This window comes from Neisseria sp. HMSC067H09, assembly GCF_001814135.1.
Classification (GTDB): domain Bacteria; phylum Pseudomonadota; class Gammaproteobacteria; order Burkholderiales; family Neisseriaceae; genus Neisseria.
In genome coordinates, this window is the sequence record NZ_KV814848.1 from 1 (window position 1) to 14,661 (window position 14,661).

The 14,661-nt window shown below is 50.2% G+C and carries 8 protein-coding genes; 4 read left to right on the plus strand and 4 right to left on the minus strand.

Annotated features, from left to right (window positions below; translation table 11 throughout):
• Positions 1 to 218 precede the first annotated feature (218 nt).
• Positions 219 to 3,425 (plus strand): exodeoxyribonuclease V subunit gamma, encoded by a 3,207-nt coding sequence (gene recC / locus HMPREF2954_RS00535; protein ID WP_045072328.1) that lies wholly within the window; start codon positions 219 to 221, stop codon positions 3,423 to 3,425.
• A 605-nt stretch (positions 3,426 to 4,030) separates the two neighbouring features.
• The gene (locus HMPREF2954_RS00540) at positions 4,031 to 6,793 is read left to right on the plus strand and encodes a TonB-dependent receptor domain-containing protein (protein ID WP_045072327.1); all 2,763 of its coding nucleotides are present in this window, start codon (positions 4,031 to 4,033) and stop codon (positions 6,791 to 6,793) included.
• Between the two features lie 173 nt (positions 6,794 to 6,966).
• On the opposite strand, the gene HMPREF2954_RS00545 is transcribed toward HMPREF2954_RS00540, so the two are convergent.
• From HMPREF2954_RS00545 to HMPREF2954_RS00555, 3 genes are all read right to left on the minus strand, one after another.
• Positions 6,967 to 7,206, minus strand: coding sequence for a putative hemolysin (locus HMPREF2954_RS00545; protein ID WP_045072326.1), 240 nt, complete (start codon positions 7,204 to 7,206; stop codon positions 6,967 to 6,969).
• Between the two features lie 97 nt (positions 7,207 to 7,303).
• A complete protein-coding gene (locus HMPREF2954_RS00550) occupies positions 7,304 to 8,071 on the minus strand; it encodes a M48 family metallopeptidase (RefSeq protein ID WP_045072325.1) in 768 nt (255 codons plus the stop codon).
• A gap of 122 nt (positions 8,072 to 8,193) precedes the next feature.
• Positions 8,194 to 9,087 carry a serine hydrolase gene (locus HMPREF2954_RS00555; protein WP_457818115.1) on the minus strand — a complete coding sequence of 298 codons (894 nt, stop codon included), beginning with the start codon at positions 9,085 to 9,087 and terminating at the stop codon, positions 8,194 to 8,196.
• A gap of 368 nt (positions 9,088 to 9,455) precedes the next feature.
• Between HMPREF2954_RS00555 and clpX the strand changes: the two genes are divergently transcribed.
• On the plus strand, positions 9,456 to 10,724 hold the full coding sequence (clpX, locus tag HMPREF2954_RS00560; protein WP_045072323.1) for an ATP-dependent Clp protease ATP-binding subunit ClpX: 1,269 nt from the start codon (positions 9,456 to 9,458) through the stop codon (positions 10,722 to 10,724).
• Positions 10,725 to 10,963: 239 nt separating this feature from the next.
• The gene (gene acnB / locus HMPREF2954_RS00565; RefSeq protein WP_070688958.1) at positions 10,964 to 13,549 is read left to right on the plus strand and encodes a bifunctional aconitate hydratase 2/2-methylisocitrate dehydratase; all 2,586 of its coding nucleotides are present in this window, start codon (positions 10,964 to 10,966) and stop codon (positions 13,547 to 13,549) included.
• A 144-nt stretch (positions 13,550 to 13,693) separates the two neighbouring features.
• Here acnB and HMPREF2954_RS00570 read toward each other — a convergent pair whose 3' ends face one another.
• Positions 13,694 to 14,566 (minus strand): chorismate mutase, encoded by an 873-nt coding sequence (locus HMPREF2954_RS00570; protein WP_045072329.1) that lies wholly within the window; start codon positions 14,564 to 14,566, stop codon positions 13,694 to 13,696.
• Between the last annotated feature and the right edge of the window lie 95 nt (positions 14,567 to 14,661).

Genomic DNA, 14,661 nt, shown 5'->3' on the forward strand with positions numbered 1-14,661 from the left:
TTTAAGGTCGTCTGAAACATTTTCAGACGACCTTAAACCCATCCCTCTCCGTTACTATTTCATCCCTAAAACAGATCCGGTAAAACAGCCGTCATCAGCCGATAAGCCCATATCCTGTCGATCCAAATAAAAATACCTGTACCGATATTCACGCGCAGGTATTTTCTATTGCAATCCACTATATAATCCCGTTTATTATCCACCGCCCTACTCCCGCCATGTTCTACCTCTACCAATCCAACCGCCTCGAATCGCTAGCCGCCCTGTTTGCCGGAATCCAAAGGGTCAGGCCGCTTGAGTCTGCTTTGGCGGCGGAACAGATTGTGGTGCAGAGTCAGGGGATGCGGCGTTATTTGAGCGTGTATCTGGCGCGCGAACTGGGGGTGGCGGCGAATTTGCAATTCAGCCTGCCGGCGGGTTTGACGTGGCAGTTGATGCAGAAGCTGATTCCCGATATTCCCGCGCTCAGTCCGTTTTCGCCGGAGGTAATGCGCTGGCGGCTTCTGGATTTGTTCCGCAGCGAGCGTTTTCAGACGGCCTCTGAATTTGAAAACGTCCGCTCTGTCTTGCAAAGCTATTTGGGCAGCGGCGAGTCGGCGGATTATCAGTTGGCGGGGCAGTTGGCGGATATTTTCGACCAGTATCTGGTGTACCGGCCGCAGTGGATTGATGCCTGGCAGGAAGGTAAACTTCTGGGGCTGGGCGACGACGAGGTCTGGCAGGCGCAGCTTTGGCGCTATTTGGACGATGGCAACCAATCCGCGCCGCACCGTGTGGCGTTGTGGGAAAAGCTGCTGTCGTCTTTGGATAAGGCGCACCTGCCCGAGCGGTTTTTCGTGTTCGGCATTTCGACGATGGCGCCGATGTATTTGCAGCTTTTGCAGAAAATTTCGGAACATTGCGATGTGTTTGTGTTCGCGCTCAATCCGAGCGGCCAGTATTGGGGCAATGTGATTGAGGCGGCGCAGCTTTTAAAAGGCGGCGACGATGCGGATTTGTCGCAGACGGGGCATCCGCTGTTGGCGTCGCTGGGCAAGCAGGGGCGTGATTTTTTTGATTTTCTGACGGAAATCGGCTTGGAGGAGCAACCTGTGTTTGAAGAAGTTTCAGACGACACGCTGCTGCACTGCCTGCAAAACGACATTCAAAACCTGCGTATGCCGTCTGAACACAGCCGCACGGATTTGCTGGGCGACGGCTCCGTCCGTATCGTGTCGGCACACAGCCCCCTGCGCGAATTGCAGATTTTGAAAGACAAGCTGTTGCGGATTCTGCACGAACATCCCGACTGGCAGCCGCACGATATTGCCGTTTTGACGCCGAACATCGAGCCGTACAGCCCGTTTATCGAAGCGGTGTTCGGGCAGGCGCAGGGCGGGGTGCAGGCTTTGCCGTATTCGGTGTCGGACGTGAAACTCAGCCGCCGCCAGCCGCTGCTTTACGCGCTGGAGCAGACGCTGGATTTGCTGGAAAGCCGGTTTGAAGTCGATAAAGTGCTGCCGCTGTTGGAAAGCGGTTTGGTGCTGCGCCGTTTCGGGCTGACGGCGGACGATTTGCCGCTGCTGCACGACACCATTGCCGAATTGAACGTGCATTGGGGCTTGGACGGAATGATGCGCGGCGCGGCGGACAATCTGTTCACCTGGCAGCAGGCGTTGGAACGCATCGTGTTGGGCTGGATGCTGCCCGACGACGGCAGCCCGCTCTGGCAAAACGTCAGCGCGTGGCACGGCGATGTCAACCGCCTTGATGTGTTCGGCCGCTTTGCCGCCTTTATCCGCACGCTGTCCCGCCTCGCCGCCGAGTGGCGCAAACCCGCAGCAGCGGAAGAATGGACGGAACGCTGCCGCGATTTGGTACAGTCGTTGTTCCTGCCCGATGCCGACGACCAATACGCCTTGCAGCAGTTTGAGCAGGAGTTGGCAAAATGGCAGGAAGAAACCGAGTTGGCAGGCTTTAGCGGCACTTTGCCGCAACATACGGTCATCCGCCACATCCGCCGCTTTTTGGGTAGTGAAAGCCAAGCAGGATTCCTGCGCGGCGGTATCACCTTTTGCAGCATGGTGCCAATGAGGAGCCTGCCGTTTAAAGTCATCTGCCTCTTGGGTCTGAACGACGGCGATTTTCCGCGCAACACCAAAGCCGCCGTATTCGACCTGATTGCCAAACACCCGCAAAAAGGCGACCGCGCCCGCCGCGACGACGACCGCTACCTCTTCCTCGAAGCCATCATCAGCGCGCGCGACATCCTTTATCTCTCCTACGTCGGCCGCAGCATCCGCAACGACGACGAACTCGCCCCGTCCGCCCTTGTCAGCGAACTCATCGACACCATCGCCGCCATGACCGGACGGCGCAGCAAAGAGCTGGCGGAACACTGGGTCGAACAACATCCCCTGCAACCGTTCTCACACCGCTATTTCATCGCAGACAAAATTTCAGACGACCTTTTCAGTACGCGGCAAGACTACGCCGACGCCCTCAACCGCCCGCGCGAACAGGCGCGTCCGTTTTTCAGCGAAGCCCTCGAAGAAAACACCCCCGCACCGACCGTTTGGCAGGACGACTTCATCCGCTTCTGGAAAAATCCCGTCAAAACATGGCTGCAACAAACCCTAGGCTGGCGCGAACCCTACCGCGACGAAGCATGGGAATCCGCCGAACCTTTCGAACCGCAACGCGCCGACAAAATTGCCGCCGCCTACCTCGACGCCCGCCGCCACAACCAAGATTTTCAAGAAACCGCCGTCCGCCTCGACGCCGAAAGCCTGTTGCCCGCCGGTGAATTGGGTAAATTGTGGCAGCAGAATTTCCAAGCCGCCGCCAAACGCATAGACGGCGCATTGCTGCAAAGCCCCAAACTGCCGCCCTTCGCCTACGAAATCCCGTTCGACGGGCAAACCCTGCAAGGCAGCCTCGGCAACCTTTACCAATGCGGCCAAGTGTTCTACCTCGACCGCAAACCCAACGCCCCGCAACGCATCGCCCTCCTGCTCGAACATTTAATTTTTTGCGCGGTGGAATCTCAGACAACCGAAACCTGCCAAACCCATATCGTTCAGCCCGAAGAAACAACGATTTATCCCGAAATATCCAGCAACCACGCGCAACAAATCCTGCAAAAATGGCTGACGTTCTTCAACCTCGGACAAACGCGCCCGCTGCCTTTCTTCGCCAAAACCAGCCTCGCCGCCGCCGAAGCCTACGGCAAAAAACAGAGCTGGGAAGATGCCCTGAACAAAGCCCGCACCGAATACCACGGCAACAAAGTCAGCAAAGGGCAAAAAGACTATACCGAAGTCGCCTTAGTGTTCGGCAACGAAGATACCGAACCGGTAGAAGGAGCGTTGTTCCAAAGATTGGTGGAAGAGCTGCTGATACCGCTGCTGGACGCGGTAAAGGAAGAATCGTCGGATGCGGCATAGAAACCGCAAATCGGAAGAGGTCGTCTGAAAACGTGAATTCATCGTTTTAGACGACCTCCTCCCTGGTAAACCTGTTTTTAAAACCCTCACTTCCGCCGTCATTCACCAAACTGGAATCCATTGGAAATTCGAAAGGGCAAATGTTTCAAAAACAGTTGCCGAAATACAACCGAAACCTTTGCAAAAAATCCCTTTTCCCCAGCAACCGAAAACCCGTGTTTGGGTTTCGGCTGTCAGGGAAAGAAGAATTTTGCAAAGATCGGTCTTTGCTTCAACTGAATTCAAACCTTTCTATATTGACTTTATATTTTGCATTTCACGTTTTTTGCCGGTTTCATTTTAACCCGACGGCCCAATTCACATATTGCAATCAAATTTTCTTCTTCCGTCTGTTTAAATCCAATTGAATGCTCCCTCTTCCCGGCTAATCGAATTCAAATTCAGACCTGCTTTATCTTTTCAACCATATTCAGCATATGCGTTTGGGTTATCTCCTAAAACAAAAATCCGCTTTATTTTTTAATTAATGAAATTCATTATCAAAATATTTGTAAAGTTTAATAATATGTTATAAAGTAACGGACTTCGTTTCTGAGGTAACTATTATGAATCCGAATTTCAAATTAAACCTACTGACATTATCTTTACTGGCTATAACAAGTATCGCACACGCAGAAGACGAGGTTTCAACTCAAGAGCTTGATGAAATTCAAGTCAAAGGCAAATACATTGCCAAAGAGAAAAAAGTTTTTACCGAAGGCCAAGCCAAAAGTTCGCGTGAACGCGTTTATCAATCCAGCGAAAACATCGATGCCATCGTGCGGAGCATGCCCGGCGTCTTCACCCAACAAGACAAGGGATCGGGGGTATTGGCGGTCAATATTCGTGGCGATAGCGGTTTGGGACGCGTCAATACGATGGTTGACGGCGTCACCCAAACCTTCTATTCCACTTCTGCCGATGCCGGACGCAGCGGCAGCTCTTCGCAATTCGGTACGGCACTGGATCCCAATTTTATTGCCGGTGTGGATGTAACCAAAGGCAGTTTCTCGGGTGCCAACGGCATCAATACCTTATCCGGTACAGCCAATTTCCGTACTTTACGGGTGGACGATGTGGTACACGGAAACCATACCTTCGGCCTTTTAACCAAAGGATTGACCGGCACAAACAGCACAAAAAGCAATTTTATGGCAACCGGAGCGGTACAAAAATGGTTTGACAGCGGTGCGCGCCTCGGCGCGTTATATGGTTACAGCCACCGTAATGTCGAGCAAAACTATAAAGTAGGCGGCGGCGGTCAGCGTATCGGCAATTTTGGCGAAGAATATTTGGACCGTAAAAAACAAGAATATTTTGAAAGCAACTTATTGAAATTCGACCAAGGGCAAAATCGTTGGGTTCGCGACTTTTCTAAGCGCAACGCAGTCGGTAAAAGCTATTGGGACTACCCTTTCTCCAAAAAATATAACGATCCTGAGGTTTTGCAAAGAGATTATGTTGATGATTTGGAAAGAAGCTGGAAAGAGAATTTGGCACCGCAATGGGATCTGACGCCTATCGACCCTAGCAGCCTGCAACAACGCTCAAACAGTCATTTGGTCAAAGTGGAATACGAAAACGACAACAACAAGCTGGATCTTCAGCTTCGTACCATGAACAACCGTATCGGCAGCCGCAAAGTAGAAAATCGCAACTACCAAGCCAATTACAATTTAAACATTGGAGATTATGTCGATTTAAACGTATTGGCCGCCCATAATCTGGGAAAACAAAAATATCCGAAAAACTCACGTTTTTCAGGATGGGGGCTGCTGGATTATTTGGAAACCAAAAACACAGCCAATCTTTTGGATATCAACAACCGCTTCTCTTTCAACCTTCCCAACAAAACAGATTTAAAAGCCACCGTCGGTTTCAATTTCTTTAAAAACCAATACAGTAAAAACCGCTTTCCGGAAGAGCTGAGCCTGTTTTACGACGGCCCCGATCAAGATGCCGGCCTGTACAGCTTTTTAGGCCGCTTCAAAGGCGACAAAGGAATATTTCCTCAAAAATCAACCATATTACAACCTTCAGGCCAGCAAAAATTCAATACGTTCTATTTTGATACTTCCTTGAAAAAAGGCATTTATCAATTGAATTACAGCACCAATATGGTCAACTACCGCTACAAAGGCGAATATACCGACTACTTCAATACCCAAGAAGATTTTAAAAAAGCATTTGGAGAAGATTCTGAAATTTATAAACAGCATTGCACGCCAAGCTGCGACCTTTACGAACCGGTTTATACCAAATCCGGTAAAAAGCATGCGGTAAACCATTCGTTAGCATTAAACATCAATGTCAACGACTACTTTATGCCGTTTATCAGCTATTCGCGTACGCATAGAATGCCAAATATTCAAGAAATGTATTTTTCACAAATCGGCGACTCGGGCGTCAATACCGCCCTTAAGCCGGAACAGGCCAATACTTACCAAATAGGCTTCAATACCTTCAAAAAAGGGATTTTCAAGCCGGATGATGTATTGGGTTTCAAACTGGTCGCCTATCGCAGCAGGATAAACAACTATATTCACAATGTTTATGGCAAATGGTGGGATTTGGATAAAGCACCCAGCTGGGTAACCAGTACCGGCCTGCAATACTCTATCCAGCATCGAAACTATGCCAAACCTGTCCATAAAAATGGTTTGGAAGTGGAAATGAACTATGATTTTGGCCGCTTTTTTTCAACCCTGTCTTACGCATATCAAAAAACCAACCAGCCGACCAATTATAGCGATGCCAGCGAGTCGCCCCGTAACTCTTCTAAAGAAGACCAGATCAAACAAGGTTACGGCTTAAGCAAAATTTCCCGCTTGCCCCGAGATTACGGGCGGTTTGAATTGGGTTCCCGCTGGTTAGGCAACAAATTGACCATCGGCGGCATTATGCGCTATTACGGCAAAAGTACACGGGCGACGACTGAGGAAGAATTTGTTGACGGTACAACCGGTGCCAACACCTACTCTTCACACCAAATGGGCAGAAGGGCGATCAAAAAAACAGAAAGCATCAACAGACAGCCGCTGATTTTTGATTTCTATGCCAATTACGAACCGAAGAAAAACCTTATCCTTCGTTTCGACATTCAAAATGCGTTCAATAAACGCTATATCGATCCTTTGGATGCTGCAAATGATGCCGCAACTCAGCGCTATTTCAGCGTATTTGAAAGAAAAGGCGGTTTAGATGACGAAGAAGTCGAATGTGATGCCAACGGTTTATGCAATGGCAAATATGGCGGCACGACACGCTCCGTCCTGAATAACTATGCGCGTGGCAGGACTTTGCTGTTTACCATCAGTTATAAGTTCTAAATCCAACCATCAGCATTCTTAATACTGTGCTGACTAAAAAGCCGACAAACATAATGTTTGCCGGCTTTTTCAATATATTCTCAAAGGTCTCAACTCATCTTATTGCAAAGATCTCCGCATATAAAAAGGTCGTCTGAACATATGTTTCAGACGACCTTTTTAACTCTTGCTGCTTATTTGTTGTGTTGACGGAAATACGCCCACTCTTCCACAACGGTACCGTCAGGCAGATGGCACATTCCATACTCTCCGCCATCCTTGTCTTTTTTGATTTCCAACTTACCGCCCTGCTTCACGCAAAATTCTGAAGCCGGATTGGGCATACCAGTCATCGGTACACTTTCTTTCTCAAGAGCATTGCAAGCTGCCAAAGTAGTTGCAGCCGCGAGGCTTAAAATAATCGGCTTAATCACATGTTTTCCTTTTACTATCCAAATATCTCTATTAATTGGATACTCGGTTTTCAGACGACCTCTAAAACAGTTTGAAAATATCCATCAACACAAAATATCAGCGTTTGTTTTGGTGATAAACGGGCATAACTTCCGGCAACATCCTTCGTATTGCTTCGATACGGGTATTGTTGGCGGGATGGGTTGACAAGATGGCAACCTGACTGCCGCCTTGCGCCCTATTCATTTTTTCCCATACGCTGATTGCCGCCTGCGGATTGTAACCTGCCTGAGCCATCAGGCGGACGCCTCCCGCATCTGCCTCGCTTTCCTGATGACGCGAAAAAGGTTTGGTTGCCAATAAATCTGTTCCGACGCCGACCAAATTTCCGTCCAAACCGACGGCACCTGCCAAAATAGAACCGCCCAAGCCGGTCAATACCTGACCTCCGATGGCTTTTTTGCTGTGTTCGAGCAGCGCATGCGTCATTTCATGCCCGATGACTACGGCGATTTCATCATCCGTCAGTTGCAAACGTTCTACTATGCCGGTATATACCGCCATTTTTCCGCCCGGCATCGCCCAAGCATTCAACTCGTTGCTGCGGATAACATTCATCTGCCAATTAAAAGGTATGCCGGTACGGTTGGCGCGGTTGGCATACGGAACCATTCGGGAAAACACCCGATGAACACGCTGCGCCGTCGGAGAGCTGACATCCAGCGCATTCTGGCTGCGCGCTTTTTGTACAACCTGCGTATAGTTTCGCTCGGCTCCCTCATTCAAAGCAGCCGTATCATATCCGACCATATCGGCGACGGAAGTACAGCCCGCCAACGCCGCAACCCCGAGCCATAATCCGTACTTTTTATTGATTTTGTTCATTTCAAAAATTCCTTGATGCCCGATAAAAGATTGAAACCAAAACCGTACAAAACGCCTTCCGTTTTCACCCACTGACCGTAAAATAAAATGCCGCCTGATTTTCAGACGGCATAACAAATATTTCAAGAGCGGCGCTGCAACATCCACGATTCGATCTTACGCGCGTCGTTTACGCGGGTTGTCGAGGTTGGCGAGTTCAGCAATACGATGGTAATCGGTTGGTTTTGGACGTTTGCCTTAACCACCATCGAGCGTCCTGCTTCGCGGATATAACCGGTTTTCTGAAGCTCGATGTTCCAGCTGCCTTCGCGGACGAGGGCATTGGAGTTTTTATAGTTTTGGCGGCCGTTTGCCGTCCAAACCGAGCCGTAGTTGGAGGTCGAGTTTTTGCGGATAAGCGGATATTTGCTTGCCGCGGCGACCATACGGTTCAAATCGTTGGCGGTTGATACGTTTTGGAAATTTAGGCCGGTAGGTTCGTAGAAACGGCTGCTGTGCATGCCAAGACTTTGCGCTTTGGCATTCATGGCAGCAACAAACGCCGACATACCGCCCGGATAGGTGCGGCCCAGCGCGTGGGTTGCGCGGTTTTCGCTGCTCATCAGGCTCAGGTGCAGCAATTCGCCGCGCGTCAGTGTTGTGCCGACTGCAAGGCGGCTGCCTGTACCCTTCAAGCGGTCGATTTCATCGGCAGTAATGGTAATGGGCTCGTTCATATCCAACCGTGCGTCCAAAACGACCATTGCGCTCATCAGTTTGGAAATGGACGCAATCGGCATCACGCGATCTGCGTTTTTCTGATACAGGATTTCACCTGTTTTGTTGTTGAAAATCAAAGCAGCCTGCGATGTCAAAAGCGGCCCCGCCATCATCGCCTGAGCCTCGATTTTTTGTGCGTGGCTTAATGCGAAAGCTTCCATCGGGTCATTTTGGGTTGGAAAATTTTGTTCCAAAAATTGACCCAAAACGTCCATATCGTCTGCAGCGGCAGGGGCGGCGGCAACCGTCAAAGCCATACCCAAACAGGCTGCACTCAGTGTTTTATAAAATTTCATAACCGACATACTTCAACCAGTAGAATTTAAGACAATTGAATTATTAAAGGGGATATTTTGCTTAAAATACAACAAAATGTAAAGTTTAATATGGCTTTTTTGCGTTTGTTTGCATCTTTTTCCCAAATTGGAAACAATCTTAAGGATGGGAAATTGTGGCGTGTTGCCATGCGTCGGAGGGTCGTCTGAAAACCTTACGCCCAACAGCTTGCCATACGGTATTTGATAAACCTTAAGATACTGATTATACTTACCGACTTTGCCGAAAACCGTTCCCGCAGCATTCGGATGACGGTTTGCCGATATTGCTTGAAAACAGAAGATAAATTATGACTGAAGAAAAACGCTCCTGCTCGTTTTGCGGAAAATCCGAGCATGAAGTCAAAAACCTGATTGAAGGCGAAAACGCTTTTATCTGTAACGAATGTGTAGAAACTTGCGGCGTGATGCTGCAAAGTTCAGACGACCTCTCCACAGACAAATCTGCAACGGATGCGTCCCATCCGAACAACAAGCTGCCCACGCCTGCCGAAATCGTCGCCAACCTCAACGATCATGTTATCGGTCAGGAACAGGCCAAGAAAGCCTTGGCGGTGTCGGTGTACAACCATTACAAACGCCTGCGCCATCCCAAAGCCAACGGCAACGTCGAATTGTCGAAATCCAACATCCTGCTTATCGGTCCGACCGGTTCGGGTAAAACCCTGTTGGCGCAGTCTTTGGCGCGCAAACTGGACGTGCCTTTTGTAATGGCGGACGCGACCACGCTGACCGAGGCGGGTTACGTCGGTGAAGACGTTGAGCAAATCATTACCAAGCTTTTAGGTAAATGCGATTTTGATGTTGAAAAAGCCCAGCGCGGCATCGTCTATATCGACGAAATCGACAAAATCTCCCGTAAAAGCGACAACCCGTCGATTACCCGCGACGTATCCGGTGAAGGCGTGCAACAAGCCTTGCTGAAACTGATTGAAGGTACGGTTGCCAGCGTTCCACCCCAAGGCGGTCGCAAACATCCGAATCAGGAATTTATCAACGTCGATACGACCAACATCCTGTTTATCTGTGGCGGTGCGTTTGCAGGATTGGAAAAAGTCATCCGTCAGCGTACTGAAAAAGGCGGTATCGGTTTTGGCGCGTCCGTTCACAGCAAGGACGAAAATGCCGACATTACCGGATTGTTTGAAATCGTTGAGCCTGAAGACTTGATTAAATTCGGTCTGATTCCCGAGTTAATCGGCCGTCTGCCCGTTATCGCCACGCTGGCGGAATTGGATGAAGACGCATTGGTCAACATTTTGACCGAGCCGAAAAATGCCTTGGTGAAACAATATCAAACCCTGTTCGGCATGGAAAATGTCGAATTGGAATTTGAAGAAGAAGCCCTGCGCAGCATCGCCCGTCAGGCAATGGAACGTAAAACCGGCGCGCGCGGCCTGCGCTCCATCGTTGAACGTTGCCTGTTGGATACCATGTATCAACTGCCTGATTTGAAAGGCGTGACCAAAGTTGTCATCGGTAAAAACGTCATTGAGAAAGGCGAACAGCCCAAGCTTCTGTGCGAAGACGGAAGCGAATATCAGGCAAACACCCGATAAAAGAACGAACCGATCATTCCGATAAAACATAAAAGGTCGTCTGAAACCCTGTTTTCAGACGACCTTTTCGTATTTTTCAAGATAATTCGTTTCAATAGCAAACACCTATTACATCCGATAACATAAATATTCCAATTTTTGCCAAACTGGTCTATGATACCTAAAAGGATTGTTTACAATTCTTTGATTGCAAATCATTTGCAACGGATAGAAGAAAAACAGAAAAAAGGAACAAAGAGATGTTAGAAGCCTATCGCAAAGCCGCCGCCGAGCGTGCTGCCCTCGGTATCCCGCCCCTCCCTTTGAACGCGCAGCAAACCGCCGATTTGGTCGAGCTGCTGAAAAACCCGCCCGCAGGCGAAGGCGAGTTCTTGGTCGAATTGCTTGCCCACCGTGTTCCGCCCGGTGTGGACGATGCCGCCAAAGTCAAAGCCTCATTCCTGGCTGCCGTTGCCGAAGGCAGCGCATCCAGCCCGCTGGTTTCCCCCGAATATGCGACTGAACTTTTAGGTACGATGCTCGGCGGTTACAACATTCACGCTTTAATCGAACTCTTAGACGACGACAAACTCGCGCCCATTGCCGCCAAGGGTTTGAAACATACGCTTCTGATGTTCGATTCTTTCCACGACGTTCAGGAAAAAGCCGAGAAAGGCAACAAATACGCGCAGGAAGTTTTGCAATCTTGGGCGGATGCCGAATGGTTCACCTCACGCGCCAAAGTTCCCGAAAAAATCACCGTTACCGTCTTCAAAGTTGACGGCGAAACCAATACGGACGACCTCTCTCCCGCGCCCGACGCATGGAGCCGTCCCGATATTCCGCTGCACGCGCTGGCGATGCTGAAAAACCCGCGCGACGGCATCACGCCTGACAAACCGGGCGAAGTCGGTCCGATTAAATTGTTGGAAGAACTCAAAGCAAAAGGTCACCCCGTTGCCTATGTCGGCGACGTGGTCGGTACCGGTTCTTCACGCAAATCCGCAACCAACTCCGTTATTTGGCATACCGGCGAAGACATTCCGTTCGTACCGAACAAACGCTTCGGCGGCGTCTGCTTGGGCGGAAAAATCGCGCCGATTTTCTTCAATACCCAAGAAGACTCCGGCGCGCTGCCGATTGAAGTTGATGTTTCCGCGCTGAAAATGGGCGATGTCGTCGATATTCTGCCTTATGAAGGCAAAATCGTGAAAAACGGCGAAACCGTTGCCGAATTCAGCCTGAAATCTCAAGTATTGCTGGACGAAGTGCAAGCCGGCGGCCGTATCAACCTGATTATCGGCCGCGGTCTGACCGCCAAAGCGCGCGAAGCCCTGAAACTGCCTGCTTCCACCGAATTCCGTCTGCCTCAAGCGCCTGCCGAAAGCAAAGCCGGTTTCACGTTGGCGCAAAAAATGGTCGGTCGCGCCTGCGGTCTGCCCGAAGGACAAGGCGTGCGCCCGGGTACTTATTGCGAACCGCGTATGACGACAGTCGGCTCGCAAGACACTACCGGCCCGATGACCCGCGACGAGTTGAAAGACTTGGCTTGTTTGGGCTTCTCCGCCGACATGGTAATGCAGTCTTTCTGTCACACCGCTGCTTATCCGAAACCTGTCGATGTGAAAACCCATAAAGAACTGCCAGCCTTTATTTCTACCCGTGGCGGCGTATCTCTGCGTCCGGGAGACGGCGTGATCCACTCATGGCTCAACCGCCTGCTGTTGCCTGATACCGTCGGTACCGGCGGCGACAGCCACACCCGTTTCCCTATCGGTATTTCCTTCCCTGCCGGCTCCGGCTTGGTTGCTTTCGCAGCAGCCACCGGCGTGATGCCGCTCGATATGCCTGAGTCCGTATTGGTACGCTTCAGCGGCAAGCTGCAACCGGGCGTAACCCTGCGCGATTTGGTGAACGCCATTCCGCTTTACGCGATTAAACAAGGTTTGCTCACCGTTGCTAAAGCCGGTAAGAAAAACATCTTCTCCGGCCGCATCCTCGAAATCGAAGGTCTGCCTGATTTGAAAGTGGAGCAAGCCTTTGAATTGACCGACGCATCCGCCGAACGCTCCGCCGCCGGCTGTACCGTGAAGCTCAACAAAGAGCCGATTATTGAGTACATGAAATCCAACGTCGTGTTGATGAAAAACATGATTGCCGACGGCTATCAAGACCCGCGTACTTTGGAACGCCGCATCAAAGCCATGGAAAAATGGCTGGCGAATCCGGAGCTGCTCGAAGCGGATAAAGATGCCGAATACGCCGCCGTGATTGAAATCAACATGGACGACATCAAAGAGCCGATTATCGCCTGCCCGAACGACCCGGACGACGTATGCTTCATGTCCGAACGTTCCGGCACCAAAATCGACGAAGTATTCATTGGTTCGTGCATGACCAACATCGGCCACTTCCGCGCCGCCTCCAAACTCTTGGAAGGCAAGTCCGACATCCCCGTCCGCCTGTGGATGGCGCCGCCGACCAAAATGGACGCGAAAGAACTGTCTGACGAAGGCCACTACGGCGTACTCGGCCGCGCCGGCGCGCGTATGGAAATGCCGGGTTGTTCGCTGTGTATGGGTAACCAAGCCCAAGTACACGAAGGCGCGACCGTCATGTCCACTTCCACCCGCAACTTCCCGAACCGCTTGGGTAAAAACACCTTCGTTTACCTCGGCTCGGCAGAGTTGGCGGCGATTTGTTCCAAACTGGGTAAAATCCCGACCGTTGAAGAATACCAAGCCAACATCGGCATCATCAACGAACAAGGCGACCAAATCTACCGCTACATGAACTTCAACGAAATCGACAGCTACAACGAAGTAGCCGAGACCGTGAATGTTTAACAAGTAGGTAAAGCAGTTTCAGACGACCCCTTCAATGTTTAAATCCATGAGGTCGTCTGAAAATAAAAAAACAGAACAGTTTTCGCTGTTCTGTTTTTTTATTTTCAAGTCAATCACCATATTCCCTACTGCCGGATATATCTCCTACCCGCTGATAATCCCGTTCACACCTGCTGCCGCTGCCAAACGATACAATATTTCCTGAGGCATATCGTTGTGCCACAGACGGGTAATATTGGCGATAACCGGAAGACGGCACACTTTCCTGACCCGAACGATAGCATCGACATCCAAACGGTATGCATGTTCCGGCTCAAAACTGAGCGTCCCGGCTTCACCGAGCACAATGTGGCTGTTGCCGCGCAAAGCGATATGTTCTGCCGCCACCAGCCAATCATCAACGCGATGATGCTTGTCTTTACACAGCACTACCGGCGTATTCAGACGACCTACTTCATCCAAAAGCATCCGATTGGTCATCATACTGCCGCCCAAATACAAAATATCTGTACCGGCAGACAAGGCATCATCTATCTGGCGCACATCACGGATACGGACAATGACGGGCTTGCCTGTTTTCTGCAAATCAGAAATTTCCTGAACAATCGCCCGAACCCGTAAGTTCTCACGCTGCTCGTCCACTTTTTCATAAGGGCGTGCAGGAAGGTAAAACGGATCGACAAATACTGCATCCGCCTCTTCCGTCCTATCCGTATCGGCAGTAATATCCAACCGCTTCACTCCGCCGAATACCACACCCCGTACAACAATCCTGCCGTCTTCCTCGTCCGCCTCTCGGCTGATAATTTTCCAATCGTTCAATACCCGGACAACGCGTTCCACATCAGGCAGACGTTCCAATTCATTTGGACGGAACACCCGCTCATCACCAACCGCACCGATAATCGTCCGCTCTTCCCCCCGAGAGATATGCTCTTTCAACCCCTTATTACGGATAAACCCGATTACCCCCTCTACCGACTCCTGAGAAGCATTCTTACCCATCACAATAATCATCATATATCTCCTGAAACAGACAGAAATATTAGCATATTGGCTTAGCAAGTAAAATTTATTTTATAGTAAATTAAAATCAAAATAGGACAGTAGCG

What these genes read in the sequence shown, in the direction of transcription:
- recC (WP_045072328.1), top strand. Translation starts at nt 219, where the DNA reads ATGTTCTACCTCTACCAATCCAACCGCCTCGAATCGCTAGCCGCCCTG.
- HMPREF2954_RS00540 (WP_045072327.1), top strand. Translation starts at nt 4,031, where the DNA reads ATGAATCCGAATTTCAAATTAAACCTACTGACATTATCTTTACTGGCT.
- HMPREF2954_RS00550 (WP_045072325.1), bottom strand. Translation starts at nt 8,071, where the DNA reads ATGAACAAAATCAATAAAAAGTACGGATTATGGCTCGGGGTTGCGGCG.
- HMPREF2954_RS00555 (WP_457818115.1), bottom strand. Translation starts at nt 9,087, where the DNA reads ATGGCTTTGACGGTTGCCGCCGCCCCTGCCGCTGCAGACGATATGGAC.
- clpX (WP_045072323.1), top strand. Translation starts at nt 9,456, where the DNA reads ATGACTGAAGAAAAACGCTCCTGCTCGTTTTGCGGAAAATCCGAGCAT.
- acnB (WP_070688958.1), top strand. Translation starts at nt 10,964, where the DNA reads ATGTTAGAAGCCTATCGCAAAGCCGCCGCCGAGCGTGCTGCCCTCGGT.
- HMPREF2954_RS00570 (WP_045072329.1), bottom strand. Translation starts at nt 14,566, where the DNA reads ATGATTATTGTGATGGGTAAGAATGCTTCTCAGGAGTCGGTAGAGGGG.